The following is a 23,705-nucleotide window of genomic DNA, read 5'->3' as shown; positions in this document are numbered from 1 at the left end:
AAAAGGAGTTGTGTGCAGATGATTTCCAACGTGAATCGATTGTCCCTGGCGGTCGGCATGGTCATTGCGACCCTGGTCGGTCAGGCCGTGGCAGCGCCCGCGCCTTCGGAGAACGCCACGATCAATCTGATCCGCTTGCTGGTCGAGCAGGGCATTCTGAAACAGGACAAGGCCGACGCGCTGATCGCCCAGGCGCAGAACGAAGCCGCGCAGGCCAAACAAGCGGCGGCTTCAACTGCGGTAGCGGCCGGGCCGGTCGCCGCGCCGGGGGATGTGCGCGTGCAATACGTGCCGGCAGCGGTGCGCGACCAGATCCGCGATCAGGTCAAAGCCGAGGTCATGGCCACCGCCAAACAGGAAAACTGGGCAGCGCCGAATACCTTCCCGGACTGGGCCTCGCGCATCAGTTTCGATGGCGACATTCGTCTGCGTGACGAATCGCGTTACTACTCGGGCAACAACAGCAACGAAATCGTCGACTTCGCCAAGCTCAACAACAACGGCCCGTACGACGTGAACCCCAACAGCAGCACCAGCCTGCCGCCGTTGCTCAACACCCGCGAGGACCGCGAAAACCTCTTTCGCCTGCGCGCACGGCTGGGCATGAAAGCGGTGATCTCGGAGGAATGGACCGCCGGCATTCGCATCGGCACCGGTTCGGACAACAACCCGGTTTCGACTACGCAGAACCTCGGCGGCGGCTTCGCCAAAAAAGACATCTGGCTCGATCAGGGCTACCTGAGCTGGAAGCCAATGGACGAACTGACCCTGACCGGCGGGCGCTTCGCCAACCCGTTCATGTCCACCGACATGCTCTATTCCAACGACCTGAATTTCGACGGTGTGGCGGCGATTTTCGACCACAAGCTCAACCGCGATTGGGGCGTGTTCGGCACCGTCGGCGCGTTCCCGGTGGATTACACCAACGACACTTCCAGCAGCAACGGTTTCGACAAGGAAGAGAGCGACAACAAGTGGCTGTACGGCGCGCAACTCGGGGCGAAGTGGGCGATCAACAGCAACAACCGCCTGAAGGGTGCGCTGGCCTACTACCGTTTCGACGACATTCAGGGTCAGCGCTCCAGCCCTTGCGAACCGTGGGCCGGCGCGCCGGGCTGCGACAGCGACGGCACTCGCGCAGCGTTCATGCAGAAGGGCAACAGCGTGTTCCTGCTGCGTGACATCACGCCAAACCCGCTCAACCCGAGCGCCACGCCGCAGCCGCAATTTGTCGGGCTTGCGTCCGAGTTCAACCTGCTCGATCTCAACGTCGTGTGGGACGCCGACCTGCCGCAGGACTTCAAACTGCGCAGCCAGGGCAACTACATCCACAACCTCAGCTACGACGAAGGCGACATGCGCAAGCGTTCGGCCGGGCAGATCGTCAACAACCTCGACAGCAACGGCGAGATCGAAAGCGGCGCCAACGCATGGATGGTGCAGTTCACCCTCGGCAACGCGCTGGACCTCAAGCGCAAGGGCGACTGGAACCTGTTCGCCGGCTACAAGTACATCCAGCCTGACGCTTTGCCCGATGGCTTCAACGACTCGTCGTTCCACCTCGGCGGAACCAACGCCAAGGGCTATTTCATGGGCGGCAACTACGGCCTGGCGAAGAACGTTTCCGCAACGGGCCGCTGGATGAGCACCGAAGCGGTGTACGGCGCGCCGTTCGACATCGACGTCTTGCAGCTTGAGATCAACACGCGCTTCTAGGGCGCCGGGAGAGCTTTATGAACACGCGTTTTCTGGCGTTGGGCCTGGGTTTATTGATTGCCAGCGGGGCGAGCGCCGAAGGCATGGAGGAACGCTTGCGCACGCAATTGCGCAGCACCACCCAGCAATTGCAGGCGCTGCAGAGTCAGCAGGCCCAGGCCAGCGCCGCGCAACTGGCGGCGCAGAATGAAGCCAAGGCTGCTCAGGCGCAGATCAAGCAATTGACTGCCGAACTGGCTAAAGCCAAAGGCCTCGCCGAGCAATTGGCCGGGCAGCAACAAAGCCTGCACAGCCAGGCCCAGGCGCAAGTGGCGGCCAGCGCTGAGCAGACCGGTAAGTTCAAGAAGGCCTATGACGATTTGCTGGTTCTTGCCCGCGGCAAAGAAGCCGAACGGGCGAAGCTGCAAGCGCAACTGGCGGAACGTGACACACAAGTGCAGCAATGTTCAGTCAAGAATCAGCAAATGTACGGCGTCGCCAAACAGATCCTGACGGCCTACGAAAACATCGACGTCGCCGAAGTGATGAAGATCCGCCAGCCCTTCGCCGGCAGTGCCCGGGTCAAGTTCGATGAACTGGCCCAGGGCTTTGGCGACGAGCTCTACAAAACCCAATTCGACGCGCCGCAAGCCGCGATCGCGCACTGATTTATAAGACTCACGAGCAAGGAAAAAGCCATGACTCAATTGATCACCCACGTTTCCCCGCAATCGCTGACCGAGGTATTGCAAGCCGCTGGTTATCGCGTCAACCCGAGCGAACAGAACGGCATCGTCCAGTTGCTCAGCGCCAGCCAGGGCATCGGCTACGCCGTGCGTTTTGGCAATCCGGCGCTGGAGCAGGGCAGCTTTGTCGATTTCACCTTCAGCTGCGCCCTGCGCGTGCAGGGTGATTTGCCCCAGGGCGTCGCGGAGCAGTGGAACGCGACGCGGCGGTTTGCGCGGTTGTCGTTGCAGGGCGAATTTCTGGTCATGGAAATGGACGTGGTGGTGGCCGCTGGCGTGAGCAATGAGCACCTGCGTGGCAACCTGGAATTGTGGGATCGCCTGTTGCAGGAGTTCATCGTTTACCTGCGCGATTTCAGCCAGAGCGCGGGTGCGCAAACCGCCAAATCCGCCGTCGACGAAGCAGAGGAAGTCGCGCTGTGAAAAAGCCAGCCGTGGTGATCGGCGCCGGTGCGGTGGCGTTGTTGGTGGTGGCCGTGGCGCTAGTGCTGCGACCGGGGAGTGATCCGGTTGCCGCTCAGCAGCCGTCGCCGGTAATGACGGTTGCAGCCGGGCCAGCCGTGGCGCGATTGGGCAATCAACAGGTTTCGCCAGAGGAATTGCAGGCGCTGCTCGAGACTGTCCCGGCGCAAACCCGTGAACAACTGCGCGGCAACCGTGAGGCACTGGAGCGCTGGATCCGTTCGCGACTGGCGGAGAAAGCCGTGCTGGAGCAGGCCGATGCGCAGGGTTGGGCACAGCGTCCCGACGTAGCGCGGCAGACCCGGGCGGCGACGGAGCAGATCGTGTTTCGTGATTATTTGCGCTCGGTGAGCCAGGTGCCGGCGGAGTACCCAAGTGCGGCTGAGTTGCAGCAGGCGTACGACGCCGGCAAGGCCAATTGGCAGACGCCGGCGCTGTATCGGGTCAGTCAGATTTTCCTGGGTGTCGGCGATACGACGAGTGTGGAAACGGTGCGCAAACAAGCCGCCGAGTTGAGCAAGAAAGCTCAGGCCGCTCCGGGGGATTTTGCCACGCTGGCTACGCAGTATTCGCAGGATCGCGTCACGGCCGAGCGGGGCGGTGATACCGGGCTGCAACCGCTGCAGCAACTGGTGCCTGAGGTGCGTGGCGCCGTGGCGCGGCTCAAGGTTGGCGCGGTGTCCGATCCCGTGCAGAGCACGGCCGGATTCCACGTGATCAAACTCACCGAGCAACAACCGGCCCGCACCGCCACCCTCGATGAACTGCGCGATCAACTGACCCAGGCCCTGCGTGCGCAACGCCAGGAACAGATCGCCCAGGCCTACCTGGACGGCATGCTAAACACCGCCACCCTGAGCATCGACGGCGCTGAACTCAACAAAATCCTCGAGGACCACCGCTAGCCCCCTGTAGGAGTGAGCCTGCTCGCGATAGCGGTATGTCAGGTTAAGAAATGTCGGCTGACACACCGCTATCGCGAGCAGGCTCACTCCTACAAAGGAATTGCGAAACGACAACCACATTAGATCGACAGGGAGTCATCAATGTCATTCACCGAACCCGCAGGACGCCCGGGCGCCGCTGATTACCACTCGCCTCAATCCAGACCCGAATCCTGGCTCGCCCAGGCCGCCACCATCGACAGCGAAGTCGCCCGATACTTCCTGGTCAGCGCCCGCTGCGGCTGCTTCATGCAGGCCGCGCGCAGCCTCAACGTGCGCTCGACCCTGCTGCGCAAACAACTCGCGCAACTCGAACAGCAACTGCAACACAGCCTGTTCAGTTTTCAGGGCAGCAACCTCAGCCTCACCCGCGAAGGCCAGCAACTGCAGGCCCGACTCATCACCCTGGCCCACGAACGCAAACTTCCGGTCATCGAGCAACCGCTGATCCGCCTCGCCATCGCCGAATCCATCCTCCACGACATCCTCGGCCGCGACCTCATCGCACTGCTGCGGCGCAACGCCAGCCTGCGCCTGGAAATCATCGCCCTCGACAGTGAGCTGGCGTTACGTGCCGTCAGCGCCGACATAGTCCTCTGGCTCGCGCCCGGTGAAAGCCCAACTCCCGGCCCGACGTTCACCACCAGCGAGCCGCAACACCTGGCGCGGATCGAGTATCTGCCGCACATTGCCAAGCGCTATTCACGGGTGACGGCGCGCCCGGAAACGCCGGAAGATCTGGCGGATTTCATGCTGGTGCAATGGCAGCATGATCGACAGGTGGAGAGTTTCAGACCATGGAATGAGCTGGTGGAGCAGAGATTGGCCGGAGTCGTGCAGATGCAGTCCTATGAGTTGATGCTGGAGATGATCCGCTGCAGCGCCTGCATCGGTTTGCTTCCGGCATATATGAGCCGCTTTGACCGGGGCCTTACCGCACTGCCCGGATTATTCGCCGAGACCATGCAGCTCCACGCATGGCTTGCGGTCAACGCCGACTCGCACAACGTGCCCGAAACCAAAGTCCTCACCGACCTCATCCAGCAAACCTTCAACGAACGCCACGAATGGTTCCAGCCTTGACCCGATCCCCTGTAGGAGTGAGCCTGCTCGCGAACGCAATCTGCCAGTCGAAGCTTCAGTGACTGACAAACCGCCTTCGCGAGCAGGCTCGCTCCCACAAATTCGGCGCTGTAACCGCAGCCGTGAGAGCGACACGAATCCCCTGTGGGAACGATCATCGTGACGCAGCGCTACTGCGGCAACTCCAGATTATCCAGCACCCGATTCACCGCCAGTTCTCCGAGCATGATCAACTGCGCGATCCCCATCAGCGTCCGCCGCTGGGATGGTTTGACCAGCCCGGCGAATTCCTGGGCGATGGTTTTGGCCGAGGCGAGGGTTTCGCAGGCGTTGGCCAGCAGGTCTTCGTTTTTGGTGTCAGCGGTGACGGCGTACATGGCGCGAGGGCTGAAGGGTGGTGGCGTGGAGCCGGGTGGGCAGAGGTAGTGATCGAGGGCGCGGTCGGCGGCTTGGTGGAGTTTTTTGGAATCGAGGGATTCGTAGGGGGAGGTGGGGTCGGTTTCGGGTGGGTTGGGTGTTGGTTTGATCATGGGCGAAGCCTCTAGAGTGGTGAAACTGCCACCGTTCGCTGCTAACGAAGGAGGTGGCGGCTGTACGCGGGTTAGCAGACCAGGACTCTAGAACCCGGCGCACCGAAGTGCCCCACGCAAAGCCGCCATAATGGCAACACCTTGTGCGTCTAGAGATAACCCGGGCTGCTAAACCCGATCACTGAACATTCAGCGACCGCACCACAATAGAACCCGACCCCAAGGTGCACAAGCCGGCGGATTCTGGCGTAGCTGTAGGCAATGGCGCAAGAATTCGTAGCCTGAAAGGCGTGTCTGAAGGTGTCTTTTAAACGCTTCGTTTAAATCGAAGAGCTCCGCCGAACCCGATGGCCCCTTCGCGAGCAAGCTCGCTCCCACATTTGAAACGCGGTCAAACTGTGGGAGCGAGCTTGCTCGCGAAAAGGCCATCCCGGTCAGCAGAAAAATCTCGGTCAAGCCTCGCTGTTTGAATGACTGGTTAATAGTGGAGTTTTTATATCGACACCCGGCAACGCAAAACCGCCTCGGTTGAACGAGGCGGTATTTTCAGCTTGAACTGCGTATTTATAAATATGTAAGTGGGTCGTGCCTGTTTGGATTTTGCGTGGGTTTATTTTTTAAGTTTTACCAGGATTTCATGAATGGCCATTGCCGCTCCTGATTGTGGTGTATCAATATTTATCCGCAAAATGCTTTCCTGGTTCGGCGCCACTGTAAATTCACCGCTGAGTTCAATGACGTGTATAGATTCGATTAAGGTTGGAGGAGTGATATCTATGTTGTTGACGTTCAATACCACCGTGCTTGGATTGCCGGCAGCTTCTCGACCTATCTTTATGCTAAAAATATATGTCGCGTTACCTAGAGTGGAATACCTGTATGTTCGGATAAAAGCCGTCCCGCTCGCTGGTGAGAGGCCGGGATCAATGTTGAGTCGGTCATTGTATGTATATATGCCCCACATGGGTTCTGGAGTGCCCGACCGCCAGCCAGGCCAGAGTTCATGTGGAATTTCATTTTCAAACGTGACTCTTTCCTGGAAATCCTGTTCGCTTGTTGCATTCATGATGAATCTCCATGTTTTAGGAAGACGCAGTTCATGAAAACATGCCAAGGCAGAGCGCACACCTGTCAGGTCTGACAGGTGTGCGGGGTTATCCGACCGGCGGCTCTAATACAGCCTCGTCCGTTGGAACACCGGTATTCGGCATCCGGGTATCAAATGCTCGACCTCAGCACATGTTGGTCGTTCCCAATCACTTTAGGGCTTCAGCCTGCCTGCACCGGCCCCGCGACTCCAGTGATTCAACATCCGATCCACCACCAGCTCCCCGAGCATGATCAGCAGCGCTACGCCCAACAGCGTCAGGCGCTGCGACGCGGGATGAGAAGGCCGAGATCATTGGCGATGATTAGCGGACATCGGCCAGCAGTTCCTCGTTTTGAAGCCTGCGGGCACGACGTACACACGACCGGTTTTACGGGGCGGTGGGGTGAAGTCGGGTGGGCAGAGGCGGTGATCCAGCACGCGTTCGGCGGTGTCGTTATAACTGAGGGATTCTTAGGGGAGATGGGGTTTGTTTGGCGTTCGTGGTAAAGCCTCCTTGCGAGGTAGAGCCGTCATTCATCGCTGATAAACGGATAGGGTGTGAAGGTGTCTTTTGAACGCCTGGGTTTAAAAGGCGATTTGCGCCGACCTCACTGGCCCTTCATGAGCAAGCTCGCTACCACATTCGGAATGCTTTCCCTGTGGGAGCCAGCTTGCTAGCGAAAGGGCCGTCCCGGCCAAAAGAAAAAACTCGATCGCGCCCCGCTGTTTAAATCACTGGTTAAATAAATCCGTCTCCTTTGTGTTTTTTTATGCCATTCGCTGACTTGGAGGCTTTTCCATCAGCCGATGCGCGATTTATATCCCATTGGATATGCATTGTAGTCTGCGATCGACTTTTGTTGCGTCCATCCGGGATGGGTTGGGTGAATCGGGATTTGTAAAGCATAGGTAAGGTAGTAATCATTCGGCTGGATGAATGTGGTGGCCCAAATGTAAACATTTCCTTTCGGTTGTTGGATTCCGAATAGTAGCGCTTGGTAAATCTGTTTCTGTAGAGGCGTCCCGTCAACAGTGAAGAGTTGGGCACCCAAGGATGATAGTGAGGCGACAGCTTGATCATATGGAAGACGCCTTTCGTCACTGACTACGAGGTCGTACACGTTTTCGCAAGTAACCTGATAACTGACGGTATTTCCTTTCGTGTCACGCACGCTGATCATTGCGATTCCGTTTCCTTTCGAGATGACGTGGCCGGTTGCCGGATCAACGGAAGCGACAGTGGGTTTGGAAGAGCTGTATTCAAAAGGAGGACTCCCTCCACGGGCTTGTCGGGTTTGATGTGCGCCCGGAGGTATGTATGCCGCTTTCTCAATGGGCTGGAAATACTCTGGTCTGGTTGGGGGGGGTGGAGGGTACAAATGTGCCCCATCCAGTAGCATTGGCGTGGTATCTATTTCCAGTGCGGGGGGGTCGGTATAGGTGCGAGCTGCCGACACTTCACCGGAACCATACCGCGCCATGGGGTTGTCTTGGGTCAGCACGTCTAGCAGCAATGGATTGCCCGTCAGTTTCTCCAGGTCGATGGTTTCCGCGTCATCACGGGGATAGTCTTCTCTGCGTTTCAGCAGAATGGGCTTGTCCACCCGCTTGCCATCCAGATCCTCATCCACGCTCTGCACCGGCGACCACGGTGCATCGGTATCCGGGCCGTTGCCGATCTGATCGGTGACGGTGTAGGAAAAATGCAGTTTGTTGTCCAGGCGTTTCGCCTTGTCCAGAAAGGCGCGGGTGACGGTGACGCAAATGGTGATGGGGGTTTCGTCGCCGGGGTTCGGCGGTGGCGGCGCCTGATTCGGACTGACCCTGGGCTTGGGTTCCAGCAGTTCGCCGTTGCACGTGAGGGTGATGACGTCATACGCCCGGCAATACGGGTAGGCGACGCACACTTCGGCGCTGACGAAATCCGCGCCGACGCCGTTCTTGATCACGTCGGGCAGCAGCAGCTTGAGTTCGGAGTGGCCGCCGGGGTCGGTCAGGTGATCCTTCAGGCCCGGGCGGATACGGTTGTAGAGGATTTCCAGCGATGGGGTGGAAGTGCCTCGATTGTCGTTGCCACGCCTGACGGTGTAGTACAGCTTGTTGACCTGGTCCGGATGCAGTCGACCCTTGGGAATGCGCAACATGGTGCGCACGTTTGGATCCTCAATGGTTTTGCTGTCCAGTGCGACCAGTTCACCCTCAAGCCAGAGCTCCATGACATCGCCGGGGTCCATGGTGCCCGACAACGGTGGATCGGCGTGGACAATGGCGCCGCCGATGAGATCATGGGCCACTAAAGGCACGCCGGTGTGTCCACCTTCCACAGGCTTGGTCTGGCCGTTGATGATGGGCGGGCTGAGGATGAGGACGGTGTTGTCCGGTGGGGTAGAGATGGTCATGAATGAAGCTCCTGCGCGTTGGGAATGGGCAGGGGTTATCAGAGCTCTTAATCGGCGATTGCGCACCTGTCAGATCTGACAGGTGTCGACATGTCTCCGACGAATGGTCGTTGATGGATTAAAAAATCGCCGTTCCGGTTGATGCGGAACGGCGGTTTTTTCTTGGGAGAAGATTGCCTGTGACGCCGCCGCCTTCGCGAGCAAGCTCGCTCCCACAGTTGGAATGCGGTCAAACTGTGGGAGCGAGCTTGCTCGCGAAAAGGCCATCCCGGTCAGCAGAAAAATCTCGGTCAAGCCTCGCTGTTTGAATGACTGGTTAATAGTGGAGTTTTTATATCGACACCCGGCAACGCAAAACCGCCTCGGTTGAACGAGGCGGTATTTTTCAGCTTGAACTGCGTATTTATAAATATGTAAGTGGGTCGTGCCTGTTTGGATTTTGCGTGGGTTTATTTTTTAAGTTTTACCAGGATTTCATGAATGGCCATTGCCGCTCCTGATTGTGGTGTATCAATATTTATCCGCAAAATGCTTTCCTGGTTCGGCGCCACTGTAAATTCACCGCTGAGTTCAATGACGTGTATAGATTCGATTAAGGTTGGAGGAGTGATATCTATGTTGTTGACGTTCAATACCACCGTGCTTGGATTGCCGGGAGCTTCTCGACCTATCTTTATGCTAAAAATATATGTCGCGTTACCTAGAGTGGAATACCTGTATGTTCGGATAAAAGCCGTCCCGCTCGCTGGTGAGAGGCCGGGATCAATGTTGAGTCGGTCATTGTATGTATATATGCCCCACATGGGTTCTGGAGTGCCCGACCGCCAGCCAGGCCAGAGTTCAAGTGGAATTTCATTTTCAAACGTGACTCTGTCCTGGAAATCTTTGTAGGCCTTGATCCTGTAAGTCCGTAGGGCAAACGTCACGGCATCTGTCTCGACTTGACTGCCGCCAAAGCCTGCCTTGAACTCCAATTTCAGGTCACTGCCATCTTCCAGGCTTTGCAAGTCGGGGAGTGGAAAGCCGTCGTGGGTGTGAAAACCCTGGTCGATCCACGTCGCATTGGTTTGCGAACCCGGCGGTTGCCAGAAGGTTTTCGAGTAGTCGCCCCCGCCTTTTAATGTCCCTTTCGCTTTCAGCCAGACATATTGTTTCAGCGCAATGTGCGGATAACTGTTCGCGCGCAGGGTGGCGTTGGTGGTCAATTGACTGACGTCCAATTCCGGCCCTTCGCCTTGTTCGGAGGCCTGCACGATCAGCGGCCCGGGCAAATCGCTTTGCGCAATGGGCGACACCGCCAGCGCACGAATCCGCGACTCTTTCGGAACCTGGGTGCCGCGCGTTACCGTGTAATCCAGCGTGATGGACTTGGCGAGGTTGAAGGCGAGCACCGAGACGGCCAGCGGTATTTCCTGCGGGCCGACGGTGGTGACGGGCCATGGCTCGGTGGTGTGCGAACCGGCAGCCGGCGTTCCGGGGGCGCCGGTCCAGCGGACGATAATCTTGTCGCCGACGAGCATGCCGTCATAGTTGATCACTGAGGTCAGGGCGTTCTGGGCCTCCAGCGGGTCGAGGCTGGTGTCGTTCGGGGCTTGCTTGATTTTCGGCTCTTTCAGATCCAGCGCCACGCCGACACTGAACGCCAGCGTATCCGAATAACTCGTTCCACCCGCTGCGCGCTTGATGTCGTAATACGCCTTCACCGTCCCGCCTTCGTTGCCCTTGATCAGTTCGGCCTTGATCGGGAACGCCACAGGCTGGCCGGCGGTGATGGAGCTCAGTTCGACCCGGTCGCTGTTTACGCCGGTAATGGAGCCTTCCCAGACCCGCGTGACGATGTCGCCCTTCACGGTCTTGAGGTAGTTCACGGTCAGCGTGGTGCCGTTGGTATCGGATGGCAGGACGCCGCTGACCACGCCGTCGACTGCCGGCTCGGGCAATTCCTGGCGTGGTTCGCCGATCTGCAGGATATCGGCGTGGATCGATTCGCGGATCGCGTGGGTCTGGTTGAGTTTGCTCATGGTGCCGAGTACCGAGTCCTCGATCAGCAACTGGTAATACAGCTCCAGCTCTTTGCCAATGATCGGTGTCAGGTGCTGCTTGTCGACGATGATCTGCAGCGGAAGTTGGGCGTCCATATCGCCTTGGGTAATCGGTCGCAGGTTCAGGTTCGGCAGGTAGGGGGTCAGGTCGGGGCGAGTGCCGAGCCAAAACAGCTCGATCGCTTGGCCGACGGCGAAGTAGGGGCCGAAGGCAATTTCGATGGTGACCTGTTTCAGGTCCGGATCCAGCGGATCGATGGCGCCTTGTCTGGCCTCCAGCGCCACGGGAGCGGGGAGCCGGTGAATCTCGCCGATGGCGCTGATGAACTGGGTTTTGGCATCCCGTTGTGCGCTGCCGTCGGCCTTCTCCAGGCGATAAGACAGGGCGATCTGAGCCTGAGCCAGTTGGCGCAGCACGGCGTTGGACACGATGATCTCAGGAACGCTGGGCACGCTGATCAAGACTTTTCCCGGTAATTCAATGTCGATCGGCGGACCTTCTTTCGGGGTGCCTTTGATTCGGACAAAAATGGTGTCACCTACCTCGAAGTCTATCGGTTGTGGAGGGACTGGAGGGGGCGAAGGTGGGGGAGGGTTTACGGCCATAACTTGAACCGTACCGTCGGCGTCGCCCAGGTTGTCGACGTCCAGTACGTTGTTGATAGCCTCCTTGAGCAAAGGCGCGCCCAGCCGGGTTTTGTCAAGCGTTACGACTACCCGTTGCTCGACGCTCCAGCCGTCGGAGCGATTGTCGACCAGGTCGTAAACTTCGAAGGCCACGGCCAGCCCTGCCTCGCCAGAGTCGCCGGCGTCTACGATGGTTTCCTTTGGAATGGTCACGATAACCGGCGTCTCGCCGTCAGCCTGTTCCTGGGTCAGTGCAGGGCCAGAAAAGAACATTCCGCCCCAGCTGAACTGAGGCGTATCGCCAGCGGCGGCGAACAGATAAGGCGGCGAGCCATCAGCTTTTCCGAGAGTGATCGATACGCCAGCATCGACGTTACCCTGGTGGACACCGTCCTTCAAAATATCCTCGGGAATGCTCATCACCAGTCCCGGGTGCCCCGGCCCCTCGCTATGGTCAGGACCACCGGGGAGGGTGAGTTTGACCAGCACCTGCATCACTTCCGAGGGTTCGGGCGTACCGCCGAGGCGGGTGACGGTGTAGGAGAGTGTGTGCATTCCTTCGGTAAGGTGTCTGGCCTCCACGAACATTTGCAGCTCGGTGCCGACCGCATCCTCATCAACGATTTCCAGCGCTATCTGCAGATCGGAGTCCCGCAAGATGCGCAACGCGTCGCGGTTACCCATCGTCCCCCAAGGCCCGGCCTGGCAGAGCAGGCCCTGACGAGGGAAGTTGAGCTTCGCCGCGGCGAGATTGATGCCCCACCTCAGGGGCGTCGACGACACTGGACCCGTACGGCCGGGGATTTTGAGTTCCTGTAGCAGCTGCGGAGCGTCGTTGATTGAGTCGTTGTCGGACATGGTGGCCACTCCGTGGGCTTGAGCGATGGAGTGATTGAACGGCTAAAAGGGAGATTGCGCACCTGTCACATCTGACAGGTGCGGGCGGAAATCCGACGGGTGGTAATGTTGGAGAGGTCGAGTCGCCGCTGATAAAACCCGTAAAAATTGCGCTGCGCTTTCATGCCGATAACCGGCCGATTACGTCACAAACCGGTGCGTTTAGAAGGCGCTCCGCTAATACGTCGAAGGCTGCCATAAAGATGTCGATTTAACGATTGGCCTGATCCAGCCCTCACATGTCGGTTAAAGGGTTGGAAGAAAATCACAATTCAACCCATGACAAATAAGTACTCCCATAATTACATACATACATTGAACCTCCGTCCATACTGCTTACGAGGTGACGAGGCCCGCTTCCAATTGGATAGGCTGGCCCAGCAGCGCCAGTACTTAGATTTATGGTGTGCAACAAGTCTTCACTTATATTCGTAATGTATAAGTAATCGTCAGTCTTGCTGGTGATCAATGCATGTCCTCCAATACTTTCAATGTGTCGGATTGCTACTTCCTGTTCAATTTCAATGACTGAAATGCCGGTCGCTGTAGCAATATAGGCTGAATCTCCAGCGTGGTTGATGGTGATACCCAGTGCTGGCGCAGGGAGCACGATTGCGCGACGGGTAAATGTTGCGATGTCGATGATGGAAAGTTCAGAGCTTGTCTGATTGCATATGTAAATGGATTTGCCATCAGGGCCAGCGAATCCTTGGCGTGGATTTCGCCCGGCGGGGATGGTTTCGGCTGCAAAAGTATCAGTATTGCATCTTGTGATAGTGCCTGAACTGTAATTGCAAGAGAATAGCCAGCGACCATCCAGACTAAGAATCAGGCCTGTAGGATCTCCACCAGTATCGACAGTTTGAATGACCTCCTTGGCATGCAAGTCAATTACCGAGATCTTATCGACAGATCTGTTGCTCACATAACAGAATCTCTCATCCGGACTTATAGCAACACCATGAGCACCGGTGATGTTCTCAATTGTTGTAATAATCTCATGGGTTGCTGTATCGATAATGGAAAGATTCTTTTTTTGCCAACTGGAAACGTATATACGCGTGCCATCCGCACTGATTTTCACGTCCCAGCTCCCACCACCAATAGGGATGTTCTTCAGCTGCCCCTGGGCCGTCACTGTGGCCGATGCCTCGCCAACTGATGCACCTTTACTGGCCACCAGATTGTAACTTCCACTTGTCTGAGCGCCTGTTACACCGCGGACACTGACTTTGCCCTCGATGTCGCTGGGGAAATCCCGTGAGCCGCTTCCTCCATCGCTAAAGCTGAAATCAGCGGGGAGGTCCAATGTGACGGTTCCCTGCAGGGGGGTTCCGTCCAAATTGCTGAGTTGAACTTCGATATCCTTAAGCCGACCTCTCGGTGCGATCACGTAAGGCGCATTGGTGAATTTCACTAGCACCGCATCCTCAACGGCCTTCACGGTATAAGTACGTACCGGAAAACTCAGCGCCAGGTTTTCATCCGTGCTGTGATCCGGGGTGGACATGAACGTCACCGCCAGTTCGCTTTGATCCTTCAACCACTGCAGATCAGCCAAGGGCAAGGATGCATCGAGATAACCTTGCGATATCCAGAGGGCGTTCACCGCATTGCTCGGGCCAGTCCACAGGGTGCGCGTATATGGTTTATCGTCTTTTTTTGTGCCTTCCACTCGCATCCAGACACGCTGGCCGCTGGCAATGTGCGGCCAGAAACCGCCACGAAGAGTCGCCGCAGCAGTGAGCGTGGACACATCCAGGTCAGTGCCGTTACCACCGTCGGCCGCTTGAATGATTTTCGGCGAGTGCGAAAGATCCACACGCAGTTGCAACACCGCCAGCGCACGAATCCGCGACTCTTTCGGATCCTGGGTGCCGCGCGTTACCGTGTAATCCAGCGTGATGGACTTGGCGAGGTTGAAGGCGAGCACCGAGACGGCCAGCGGTATTTCCTGCGGGCCGACGGTGGTGACGGGCCATGGCTCGGTGGTGTGCGAACCGGCAGCCGGCGTTCCGGGGGCGCCGGTCAAGCGGACGATAATCCTGTCGCCGACCAGCATGCCGTCATAGTTGATCACGGAGGTCAGTGCGTTCTGGGCCTCCAGTGGGTCAAGGCTGGTGTCGTTCGGGGCTTGCTTGATTTTCGGCTCTTTCAGATCCAGCGCCACGCCGACACGAAACTCCAGCGGCTCGGCATAACTGGTCCTCCCATCCGCACGCTTGATTTCGTACCTGGCCACCACCGTCCCGCCTTCGTTGTCCTTGATCATCGCGGCCGGGATGGTGAACGGTATTTCCTTACCGGCGGTAAATTCGTTCAGCTTGATCGAGTCGGGATACTCACCGGTGATCGAGCCGACCCAGAACATGAACGCTTCATCGCCTTTGACCGTTTCCGTGTAGATGATCGTCGCGGTGGTGCCGGGGGTGTCGGCGGGCAGGACGCCGTCCACCACGCCGGCCACCACCGGTTCGGGCAGTTCCCGGCGTGGTTTGCCGACTCGCAGGATGTCGGTGTGGATCGACTCGCGAATGGCGTGGGAGGCCTGGTACGCGTCCAGCTTGGCGAACGCCGCGCTCGGGATCAGGAGTTGGTAGTAGAACTCCGCCGTGCCGCCGTTGACCGGGGTCAGGTGGTTGCCGTCAATGCTGTACGACAGCGGTTTGGCTGCGACGATGTCGTTGTGGGTGATGGGGCGCGTTGGCAGAGCAGGCAGGTAGGGCTTGAGGCCTGACGTGGTGCCGAGCATGAATATGTTGAGCTCCTGACCTTCGGCAAAGGATTTGTCGAAGGGGATTTCGAGACGCACCTGGGGCAGTGCGGGATCCAGCGCCCCGGAGTTCTCGTCCAGCATGATCGGCGCGGCCAGGCGCTGGACTTCGCCGATGGCGCGGATGAATTGGCCGTTGGATATCAGGTCGGCGCTGCCATCGGCTTTTTTCAGGCGGTAAGACACGGTGATCTGGGACTTGGCCAACTGACGCAGCACGGCATTGGGGGCCTTGGTTTCAACAACGCTCGGCACGCTGATCAGCGGGAGGCCTTCTATTTCCAGATCAATCGGTGGACCTTCGACCGGCGTGCCCTTGATCTTGATGAACGGAATGTCACCGATTTTGAAGTGGGCATTGTCTGTGGCGACCACTTGCACGGTGCCATCGGCGTCGCCCAATTGGTCGACGTCCAGCACGTTGTTTAGCGCCTCCTTGAGCAACGGCGCACCCAGCCGGGTCGCATGAACGGCCACCACCACACGCTGTTCAGGACTCCAGTCCTCGGAACGGTTGAAAACCTTGTCGTACACCTCGAACACCACGGCCACTCCGGGGATCCCTGGACCACCGGCATCACCCGCTTCACGGATGATATCTTCTTTGATTTTCACGATGATCGGCGCCGTGCCTTCGGCCTGGTCCTGGGTCAGTGGAGCACTGAGCACGAAGATTCCACCCCAACTCACGCGGCAAATATCGCCGGCCGCGGCGAAGGGATAGGGCGGTGTGCCGTCGGCCTTGCCAATGCTGATGTCCACGCCAGCGGCCACGTTGCCCTCGTGGATGCCGCCGTCAAGAATCTCCTGCGCAATGATCATGATCAGCCTGGAATGGCCGTCGTCACCGTTGTTATCGTGGCCACCCGGGCGCGTCAGCTTGACCAGCACCTGCATGACTTCGGACGGTTGATCTGTGCCGCCCAGCGGCTTGACGGAATAGGACACCGCAAACTCGCCGTCGACCATGTGCCGCGAAGGCACGAACATGCGCAGTTGCGTATCGACCTCATCCTTGAGGACGGTCTGGGTCAGCACGTTGTGCCCGGTGCCCCAAAATATCGTCAGCCTGTCGCCACTCGCCATATTTCCCCACGGCCCCGCCTCGCACCGCAGGCCGTGATACGGAAAGTTGTCCAACGCGGCGGCGATGTTGATACCCCAGACATCGGGATCCTTCGACACCGGGTCCTTGCTGCGACCAGGAATGCCAAGTTCTGCGAGTAGCAGGGGTTTTTGGGGGCTGGACATGGAGACGGCTCCGACGGGAAGTGACGGAACGAGTTAACGCGACTTGGCGTGAATGCACACCTGTCAGACTTGACAGGTGTGCGGTGATATCCGACGAGCGGTCGCCTTTCCGGACGCTGCGCCCGAGAAAGCTTCGTCGGTTGCAAGCGCCTTACGGCGGTGACGGCGTCGCTTAACGGTGGTTGCGTGGAGCCGGGTGGGCAGAGGTAATGATCGAGGGTGCGATCTCGTCAAGGCAGGACGGGTCCTTGTCGCATGAGAAATCCATGGCGCTGCGCGAGCGAGCCTGCCTGATCAGGCGCTCGTTGCCGGAGCTTCAGTGCCCAGGCAGTTCAGTTGCATTTGCGAATGAATGTGCATAGCTCATCAATGCGCTCGCCGAGGTCCAGAACCGAATAATCTGGCTTGTACTCACTGCTGATCTTCGCCGCGACCTTGACCTTGTTGGCCACGGTTTTCTTGCGTGCGTGAAGCTTCTTGTATTCCAGGGCATTGGCCCAGATCGACTGGGAAACGATGCGTTTGGCAGTACGGTGAACTTGCTTGATCGCCACTTCCATATATTGGGGGGCGATGTAGTTCTCGATTTCCCGACCCTTGGTGACCCAAGCGACGCCGCCGTTAGCCTGGATCTCTTTAATCACGCGCTCTTTGGTCTTGCGCAGTTTTCCCTTGGCGCTGGATTTATCGCTGTCGATCAGAATCGCCGAGTTTCTGTTCAACGACTGCAGATTGATGAAGTCGGCACTGTTATCTTCACTGTCGTCTTCGTTTTCTTCCGCTACGCCGAGGTGGCTCAGCAGCCTGCCGCCGTAATACATGACCGAATAGTGAATACCTTCAACTAGCTCGGGGGCACGGCCTGCCAGCCAGTAGTTGAGATACGTACGGTCTGAGGGCCCTTCAACCCAGACGATGCAGTTGGCCTGCAGGATATCCGACGCCAGATAGCCCAAACGATCAAGAATGTCGCGCCGATCGGGCTGGCTCTTGATATGGCTTCCGCACATCTCGAACAACGTTAGTTTGTCTTTCGCCGCGATATTGATGACGGTCGCAGAATGCGTGCTGATCAGCAGTTGTTGATGGCGTTCGGTGGCAATTTCGATCAGGGAATCCATCACAAACCTGAGCATTTTCGGATGCAGGTGACTTTCCGGTTCCTCCAGCAGGCAGATGGCATGCTTCGGGCAATTTCGCAGCCAGGCGGCCATCAGCGCATAAGACTTCCAGCCTGTGGGAAGCCAGCTCACGGGTAGTTGGTTGGGCATTTTGGGGTCGTCCTTGATCCACACCGACAAACGACCGTCCTCGCCGAGCTGGAAAGTGCCGTCGTCAATCAGCGTGGCACCGAAACTCCCTTGCCGATCAGTCGCCAGGCTGCACAGAAACGGCTTGCTTTTGTTCAGTTCCGCGACAGCGTCTTCGCTGAATTGATCTTCGAGCGTCATGCCGTTGCGGTAATGAATATTGGCGTATTCGTAAAAACGCGGTACGGGTGAAAACAGGGCGTGCTTGTGCAGGTCGCTGGAACGCACATAGTGTTTTCGTTGGCTGGGTATGAGCAGGAGCTGACTGCACGCGACGTTTTCAATGCAGTCCAGATCCGGGTCGAACGTATTTCCGGAAAAGAAGTACGACCAATTGTCGTCATTATCAAAGCTGATGCTGTAGCCGGGCAGAATCTGTCGCGGCGGATTTTCCCGTGGGAGCGAGGCCAGTATTTCCGGGTGTTTCAACGCCCTGACCATGTCGATGACGGTTGATTTACCCGAGCCATTCTCGCCAATGAAAACATTGATATCGCCAAGGGTGATCGCGCCGCTCTGCTGCAGTGCTTGCCAGTGCGACATGAGGTTATTGGCGTTAACCGTTTGGCTTGGCGTGTTGAGCGTGCGTATGGCCGACAGCCAGATGTGCTTTATCTTCATGGGGTAGAACGGCCTCCTGGCCTTGAAAAAATGCTAGTGGCTGTAAGGAATCAGCCGGTCCCGATCCATCTCGCGCAATAACTGATCGAGCATCTGCCGTTTGTTTTCAAACGCTGGAATCGGCACGTACCACGCCATTACGCTCCAGCCCTCGCGCGAGTAGTTGTAGGTTTTGAGCAGTTGACCATCCTTGAAGACCGAGCCGCGCAGGTTGTCCTGGTAGTGGTAGGGCATCGGGAAGGTGAACAGTGTGAAGACGTTGACCAGCGCCAGCCAGTTGACCTTGCCGTCACCGGGTTCGGTGATCAACAGGCTGTAGCCGTTGCGGGTGTAACCGCCATCGAGCATCGAGAACGCGCCGGTTTTTTTCAGGACGCTGATGGTTTCGCGCTGATGCTGCTCGTCGATGCGCGTATACGCCGGCCCCATGCCGAGCGTGACCGGCACATAGGCTTGGTCTGCATGGTAGTCGAGCGGTTGCAAGGTGTTGGCGCAGCCGCCCAGCATCAGTGAGGCGCAGAGCAGGCCGGCGACTTTCATCATGGCGAGGTTCATTGCGCGACTGCCGGGATCAGCCGGTCTTGCTGCACATCCTGCGCGAAGGCGCGAGCGATGCGGCTGAGGTTCTGTTCGCGCATCTCACCGCCCTGATCCAGCAGCCAGATGTATTTTTCAGTGGTGTTGCGATAGGTGTATTGCTTCAGGCGCTTGTCACCCTGGAACACGGTGAATTCGCTTTGCGTGTCGAATTCGTTCGACAGCGGCAGCAGGAACAACGTCGCGCTGCTCAGCAGGATGACCGGAAATGGCGGCAGGTGACGCTCCACATTGAGCTTGACCTGCACGTTGTACTCGTCAGCTTTGCCGCTGCCGGTTTCGATGGTGCGGAACACGCCGGTCTGACGCAGGTGGTTGCGCAGGCTGGAGCCATTTTCCGGATCATCGACCATAACGTGAATCGGCTGCAGATAATCTTGACCGTCTGCGAGCGTGCGCTCTGGCAAGGTGTTGGTGGCCGCGCAACCGGTCAACAGAGCGGCGGCGGTGAGGGCGATGACTGTTCTCATGGTTTGGCGTCCACGGCCGCACCTGGAGTAGGGCCGGTAAAGATGTAGGGCTCAGCGTTTTTCAGGTCGAGCTTCAGCGGTTGCAGGGTTGGCAGCCCTGGGGTCATGCGCTGAGCGACGGTGGCATCACGGGCGTTTTGATCATTCCAGCGGAACGCGCAGAATCCTGCGGTCATGCAAAACGAACGGAACTCACCGATGTAATAGGCCTTGCCGGCTTCAAGGCGCATCGGCAGGTTGAATTTCTCGCGGGCCTCGGCTGAGGTGAAAACGGTGCCGAGCCCTGGTTGGTAGCGTGCGGAAAAGAACTGGAAATCATAGAACTCGTAATCGCCCGGCTTGAGCGGCAGCACGAATACGCTCGCTGCGCCGGCTCCGTCCTGAATATCCTGCGGCGTTGAGTAAGCGCCGGCCATTTTCCAGACACCGGCGGCCCCGTATTCCGAACCGCGTTTGCGGAAGAAGATTCGCTGGTTGTCAGCAGCGGACTGCTTGAGAGATTGCGGCCCGATTGAGCCCACGAGGTAACTGACTGGCTCGCTGGCCTTGGGTTGCAAGGGTTCGCTGACCCATGAGGCGCTTTCGGTAATGCAGCCGCTGAGCGTCGCGGCGAGCACAACGGCCATGCCGAGTTTGAATAACTGGAACATGTTCATCCCTGAATCCGGGTGTGTTGATTGACTACAAACAGGAAGGTCAATCAATGCCTTCCTGGCTTGGCTTTTTTTGCGGGTGCGCAGGATAAGGGAGGTGATGGCATTTGGCTAGCGGTGATCGCCGTGCTGCAAGGATAGATTCGGCTACTGTTTGGATGGGAAACGCATCCGATGTAGGAGTGAGCCTGCTCGCGATGGCGTCCTCCCGAGAAATTGGTGTTGACTGACACACCGCTATCGCGAGCAGGCTCACTCCTACATGGGGCCGCATTGCAAAGGGACGTGAGTGTTTCTTTCAGAAACCAAGTGGGTACTGGACGACCACGTAGATCCGGTCAATGTCATCGCCAGCCTGCGCTTCGTTGGCGCGGTGGGTGACGTGGGAAAGCTGTACCGACAAATCCTTCGCGGCACCGGACTGGACGATGTATTTCAGGTCGATGTCGCGTTCCCAGTGCTTGCCGCCATCACCCTGTTGCGGTTGATAGTCGCCGCTGTCGGCGTCGAACGGGTTGTACGCGCCGCCCTTGGGGGCGTGGGTGCCGTCGATGTGGCTGCCGCGGACGTAGCGGGTCATGAAGTTCAGGCCGGGGATGCCGAAGGCGCCGAAGTCGAGGTCGTAGCGGGCTTGCCAGGAACGTTCGTTGGCGCCGTTGAAGTCGGCGTATTTGATCGAGTTGGCGAGGTAGATCGAGTCGCCGCCAACGAAGTCGAACGGCGTGTCGCCGTTGATGCGCTGCCAGCCGAGCATCACCGCGTGGGGGCCGAAGCTGTATTTGCCGGAGAGGCTGAACGCGGTGTTATCGATCTCGCCGGCCAATGCGCGGCCGGTGTCGCGGGTGTGGTAGAGGTTGGCGTCAAGCAGCACGCCGGACTGTTTGAAGTGCAGGTTGCCGTAGTACTGGTGCCAGGTGTCGCTCAGTTCGGAGGCGTAAAGTGCGCCGCCGATGGGGCTTGCGCCGAACAGGTCGGCGCCGATAAAACTGATCCCGCCGGCCTCGGTGTTGGCGCCATAGCCGTAAAAATCACCTTTGCCCGATGAGCTGTCCTGGTTCTTGAACGCGGTGAAATGTCCGGCGACCAGATTGACGTAGTCAAACTCGGCGCTGTTGAGCAGAAAACCGGTGGCGTATTCCGGTTGCAGACGTTTGTCGGAGGTGTCGAAGACCGGGTTCTCTACGGTCATTTCACCGAAGGCGAGGGTGGTACGGGAGACTTTCAATTTGAGCGCACCGCCGGCGCTGGAGTAGTCGTTTTCGCTGCGACCATCGCTGTCGACCGGAAGCAGACCCGTGCCCGAATGCCCTTTGCCACCGTCAAGTTTCAGCCCGGCGAAGGCGTGGGCATCGATGCCGAACCCGACAGTGCCCTCGGTGAAACCGGATGAGAAGTTACCGATAAAGCCCTGAGCCCATTCCTGTTTGTAGTTTTTTCCGGAGGGTGCAGGCGAGCGGTAGTCGTTGCTGAGATAGAAGTTGCGCAGCAGCACGTCGCTTTTGGCGTCGCCGAAAAAGCCGCTGGCGTGGGCGGTGCCGGTCAGACCGCAGAGCATGGCAAGCAGGGTGAAACGGAAAGGGGCGCGGTTGATCATGGTCAGGGCCGGTGGCGATTTGGATGGCGCTGATGATCGGGGGATTGGGTTGAAAAGGATTGGGCCGGTGTGCTGAGTTGGCAGCCTTTGTAGGAGTGAGCCTGCTCGCGATAGCGGTGTATAAGGCAGCATCTTTGTCGGCTGACACACCGCTATCGCGAGCAGGCTCACTCCTACAGTTGATAGCGGTGTGTCAGTAAGGGTTACACCAGCGGCGGTGTCCGCGGTGGGATCTGGCGTTTGCTGCCGGTCGATTCAAACGCAGCGGCGAAGCGCAACAGGTTCGAATCGTCGTAGGCGCGGCCGGCGAAAGTCAGGCCGACGGGCATGCCGATGTCGGCCATCACGCCCATCGGCACGGTCACGGTGGGCACGCCGAGGTGGCGGATCGCGAGGTTGCCGTTGGCTACCCAGACGCCGTTGCTCCAGGCGATGTCGGCCGAGGCAGGATTGACATCAGCATCCGCCGGGCCGACGTCAGCGACGGTCGGGAACAGCACCGCATCGAGGCCGAGCTTATCCATCCAGTCTTCGAGGTCGATGCGCCGGGTTTGCTCCAGACCGCGCAAGCCATCAGGCACGGTAGTGATTTCATTCCACGGCGTGATACCGCGTTCGGCCATGCGCACGTATTCGTCCATGCCGGCGGCCAGATCGCCTTCGCGGTTGGGCAGGGTGCCGGGGTCGTGCGGGAAAATTTTCGGCCCGTCGACGTCGACCAGACGATTGAGTTTCGGATCGCCGTTGGCCTGCAGGAAGTCGTCAAACGCCCAGGCAGTCAGATCCCACAGTTCGTGGTGGAGGAATTCCTTCGAGACCAGGCCACGGGTGAACACGGTTGGCGCGCCGGGGCGGTCGCCTTCGCAGTTGGAGACCAGCGGGAAATCGCTTTCGATGACTTCGGCACCAGCGGCCTCCAGGGCCTGACGCGCCTGCTGCCACAAGTCGATCACCGAAGCGCGGGTGTTGATGCGCTGACCGGTCGGGCCGCCGATGCCAGGGGCTTCGCTGGTGCCGGCGTCATCGTCGGCGTTGATGTACATGCGCGGGATGGCGAAGCGTTTGCCGGCCAAGGCTTTGGCGTCGGCGGCCAGTTCACTGTACGCCGCCGGGCGCACTTCGCTGACGCGGGGGATTGGCACCCACGGTTGCAGGCGCCACAAGTCGCCACGGGTGTCGGGGTCTTCGGCGACGACCACGTCGAGCACTTCGAGCAGGTCGGCCATGGTCCGCGCGAACGGCACGACGACGTCCATGGTGGGGGTCAACGGCCAATTGCCGCGCACCGAAATCACTCCGCGCGACGGGGTGTAGGCGCACAGCCCATTGTTCGACGCCGGGCCGCGACCGCTCGACCAGGTTTCCTCCGCCAGACCGAATGCAGCAAAACTCGCTGCGGTGGCGGTACCGGCGCCATTGGATGAGCCGGAGGCGAAAGGCGCGGTGAGGTAGGCGGCGTTGTACGGACTTTCAGCGCGGCCATAAACGCCACGCTGCATGCCGCCATTGGCCATCGGCGGCATGTTGGTCTTGCCCAGGCAGATCGCCCCGGCAACGCGCAGGCGCTCGATGGTGAAAGCATCGCGATGGGCAACCAGATCGGCAAACGCCGGGCTGCCGGACGCGGCGGTCAGGCCTTTGACCAAGTAGCTGTCTTTGGCGGTGTAGGGGATGCCATCGAGCGGCCCCAAGGTTGCGCCTTTGGCGCGGCGGGCATCGGAGGCGCGGGCTTCGTTCAGCGCTTCAGGATTGCGCACGACTACGGCGTTGAGTGCCGTCGGGGTGTCGGCGCCGTCGTAGGCATCAATGCGCGCCAGATAGGCTTGTACCAGTTCCACGGCAGTGGTCTGGCCGGATTCGAGGGCGGCGCGCAGTTGGGCGATGGAGACTTCGGTGACTTCGATCATCGGGTCACCTGTTG

Annotated in this window: 16 protein-coding genes and 1 pseudogene; 5 read left to right on the top strand and 12 right to left on the bottom strand. The window is 58.7% G+C overall.

The window, feature by feature from the left end; all coding sequences use genetic code 11:
- The first annotated feature begins 18 nt into the window (after nucleotides 1-18).
- The 5 genes from BLU71_RS08855 to BLU71_RS08835 all read left to right on the top strand — a co-directional run bounded on the left by BLU71_RS08855 (nucleotide 19) and on the right by BLU71_RS08835 (nucleotide 4,930).
- The gene (locus tag BLU71_RS08855; RefSeq protein WP_064361687.1) at nucleotides 19-1,716 is read left to right on the top strand and encodes a putative porin; all 1,698 of its coding nucleotides are present in this window, start codon (nucleotides 19-21) and stop codon (nucleotides 1,714-1,716) included.
- 17 nt (nucleotides 1,717-1,733) lie between these two features.
- Complete coding sequence (locus BLU71_RS08850) at nucleotides 1,734-2,363, top strand: hypothetical protein (protein WP_064361686.1); 630 nt, start codon at nucleotides 1,734-1,736, stop codon at nucleotides 2,361-2,363.
- A gap of 30 nt (nucleotides 2,364-2,393) precedes the next feature.
- Nucleotides 2,394-2,864 (top strand): YbjN domain-containing protein, encoded by a 471-nt coding sequence (locus BLU71_RS08845; RefSeq protein ID WP_083352843.1) that lies wholly within the window; start codon nucleotides 2,394-2,396, stop codon nucleotides 2,862-2,864.
- Entirely contained in the window at nucleotides 2,861-3,808 is a 948-nt protein-coding gene (locus BLU71_RS08840) for a peptidylprolyl isomerase (protein WP_083352842.1), read from the top strand. Before BLU71_RS08845 ends, BLU71_RS08840 begins: the two co-directional genes overlap by 4 nt.
- A gap of 141 nt (nucleotides 3,809-3,949) precedes the next feature.
- The gene (locus BLU71_RS08835; RefSeq protein WP_065617268.1) at nucleotides 3,950-4,930 is read left to right on the top strand and encodes a LysR family transcriptional regulator; all 981 of its coding nucleotides are present in this window, start codon (nucleotides 3,950-3,952) and stop codon (nucleotides 4,928-4,930) included.
- Nucleotides 4,931-5,100: 170 nt separating this feature from the next.
- On the opposite strand, the gene BLU71_RS08830 is transcribed toward BLU71_RS08835, so the two are convergent.
- The 12 genes and pseudogenes from BLU71_RS08830 to BLU71_RS08775 all read right to left on the bottom strand — a co-directional run bounded on the left by BLU71_RS08830 (nucleotide 5,101) and on the right by BLU71_RS08775 (nucleotide 23,691).
- Nucleotides 5,101-5,460 carry a DUF6124 family protein gene (locus BLU71_RS08830; protein WP_042610027.1) on the bottom strand — a complete coding sequence of 120 codons (360 nt, stop codon included), beginning with the start codon at nucleotides 5,458-5,460 and terminating at the stop codon, nucleotides 5,101-5,103.
- A gap of 610 nt (nucleotides 5,461-6,070) precedes the next feature.
- Nucleotides 6,071-6,526 carry a hypothetical protein gene (locus tag BLU71_RS08825; RefSeq protein ID WP_064365358.1) on the bottom strand — a complete coding sequence of 152 codons (456 nt, stop codon included), beginning with the start codon at nucleotides 6,524-6,526 and terminating at the stop codon, nucleotides 6,071-6,073.
- A gap of 195 nt (nucleotides 6,527-6,721) precedes the next feature.
- Nucleotides 6,722-7,021 (bottom strand): annotated as a pseudogene (locus tag BLU71_RS28120) (hypothetical protein); the annotation flags it as partial.
- 329 nt (nucleotides 7,022-7,350) lie between these two features.
- Nucleotides 7,351-8,949 carry a hypothetical protein gene (locus tag BLU71_RS08815; RefSeq protein ID WP_083352841.1) on the bottom strand — a complete coding sequence of 533 codons (1,599 nt, stop codon included), beginning with the start codon at nucleotides 8,947-8,949 and terminating at the stop codon, nucleotides 7,351-7,353.
- Between the two features lie 449 nt (nucleotides 8,950-9,398).
- Nucleotides 9,399-12,476, bottom strand: coding sequence for a hypothetical protein (locus BLU71_RS08810; protein ID WP_083352840.1), 3,078 nt, complete (start codon nucleotides 12,474-12,476; stop codon nucleotides 9,399-9,401).
- A 304-nt stretch (nucleotides 12,477-12,780) separates the two neighbouring features.
- Nucleotides 12,781-16,539: a YncE family protein gene (locus BLU71_RS08805; RefSeq protein WP_083352839.1), complete on the bottom strand. Its 3,759-nt coding sequence runs from the start codon at nucleotides 16,537-16,539 to the stop codon at nucleotides 12,781-12,783.
- A 332-nt stretch (nucleotides 16,540-16,871) separates the two neighbouring features.
- A complete protein-coding gene (locus BLU71_RS08800; RefSeq protein WP_064362461.1) occupies nucleotides 16,872-18,470 on the bottom strand; it encodes an ATP-dependent nuclease in 1,599 nt (532 codons plus the stop codon).
- A 33-nt stretch (nucleotides 18,471-18,503) separates the two neighbouring features.
- A complete protein-coding gene (locus BLU71_RS08795; protein WP_231982495.1) occupies nucleotides 18,504-19,013 on the bottom strand; it encodes a hypothetical protein in 510 nt (169 codons plus the stop codon).
- An 8-nt stretch (nucleotides 19,014-19,021) separates the two neighbouring features.
- Nucleotides 19,022-19,537, bottom strand: a complete 516-nt coding sequence (locus BLU71_RS08790) for a hypothetical protein (protein ID WP_083352837.1) — start codon at nucleotides 19,535-19,537, stop codon at nucleotides 19,022-19,024.
- Nucleotides 19,534-20,187 carry a hypothetical protein gene (locus BLU71_RS08785; protein ID WP_083354317.1) on the bottom strand — a complete coding sequence of 218 codons (654 nt, stop codon included), beginning with the start codon at nucleotides 20,185-20,187 and terminating at the stop codon, nucleotides 19,534-19,536. The genes BLU71_RS08790 and BLU71_RS08785 overlap by 4 nt, the downstream gene beginning before the upstream one ends.
- Before the next feature lie 301 nt (nucleotides 20,188-20,488).
- On the bottom strand, nucleotides 20,489-21,784 hold the full coding sequence (locus tag BLU71_RS08780; protein ID WP_065617387.1) for an OprD family porin: 1,296 nt from the start codon (nucleotides 21,782-21,784) through the stop codon (nucleotides 20,489-20,491).
- 203 nt (nucleotides 21,785-21,987) lie between these two features.
- Nucleotides 21,988-23,691 carry an amidase gene (locus BLU71_RS08775; protein ID WP_083352836.1) on the bottom strand — a complete coding sequence of 568 codons (1,704 nt, stop codon included), beginning with the start codon at nucleotides 23,689-23,691 and terminating at the stop codon, nucleotides 21,988-21,990.
- Nucleotides 23,692-23,705 lie beyond the last annotated feature (14 nt).

Source organism: Pseudomonas moraviensis (genome assembly GCF_900105805.1).
GTDB classification, from domain to species: domain Bacteria; phylum Pseudomonadota; class Gammaproteobacteria; order Pseudomonadales; family Pseudomonadaceae; genus Aquipseudomonas; species Aquipseudomonas moraviensis_A.
This window is presented reverse-complemented; position numbering and strand designations above follow the sequence as displayed.

Bases quoted from the DNA above. Each gene is read 5' to 3' on its own strand.
- BLU71_RS08850 (WP_064361686.1), top strand. From the start codon at position 1,734: ATGAACACGCGTTTTCTGGCGTTGGGCCTGGGTTTATTGATTGCCAGC.
- BLU71_RS08795 (WP_231982495.1), bottom strand. From the start codon at position 19,013: ATGATGAAAGTCGCCGGCCTGCTCTGCGCCTCACTGATGCTGGGCGGC.
- BLU71_RS08800 (WP_064362461.1), bottom strand. From the start codon at position 18,470: ATGAAGATAAAGCACATCTGGCTGTCGGCCATACGCACGCTCAACACG.
- BLU71_RS08780 (WP_065617387.1), bottom strand. From the start codon at position 21,784: ATGATCAACCGCGCCCCTTTCCGTTTCACCCTGCTTGCCATGCTCTGC.
- BLU71_RS08825 (WP_064365358.1), bottom strand. From the start codon at position 6,526: ATGAATGCAACAAGCGAACAGGATTTCCAGGAAAGAGTCACGTTTGAA.
- BLU71_RS08775 (WP_083352836.1), bottom strand. From the start codon at position 23,691: ATGATCGAAGTCACCGAAGTCTCCATCGCCCAACTGCGCGCCGCCCTC.
- BLU71_RS08855 (WP_064361687.1), top strand. From the start codon at position 19: ATGATTTCCAACGTGAATCGATTGTCCCTGGCGGTCGGCATGGTCATT.
- BLU71_RS08845 (WP_083352843.1), top strand. From the start codon at position 2,394: ATGACTCAATTGATCACCCACGTTTCCCCGCAATCGCTGACCGAGGTA.
- BLU71_RS08835 (WP_065617268.1), top strand. From the start codon at position 3,950: ATGTCATTCACCGAACCCGCAGGACGCCCGGGCGCCGCTGATTACCAC.
- BLU71_RS08815 (WP_083352841.1), bottom strand. From the start codon at position 8,949: ATGACCATCTCTACCCCACCGGACAACACCGTCCTCATCCTCAGCCCG.
- BLU71_RS08810 (WP_083352840.1), bottom strand. From the start codon at position 12,476: ATGTCCGACAACGACTCAATCAACGACGCTCCGCAGCTGCTACAGGAA.
- BLU71_RS08785 (WP_083354317.1), bottom strand. From the start codon at position 20,187: ATGTTCCAGTTATTCAAACTCGGCATGGCCGTTGTGCTCGCCGCGACG.
- BLU71_RS08805 (WP_083352839.1), bottom strand. From the start codon at position 16,539: ATGTCCAGCCCCCAAAAACCCCTGCTACTCGCAGAACTTGGCATTCCT.
- BLU71_RS08830 (WP_042610027.1), bottom strand. From the start codon at position 5,460: ATGATCAAACCAACACCCAACCCACCCGAAACCGACCCCACCTCCCCC.
- BLU71_RS08790 (WP_083352837.1), bottom strand. From the start codon at position 19,537: ATGAGAACAGTCATCGCCCTCACCGCCGCCGCTCTGTTGACCGGTTGC.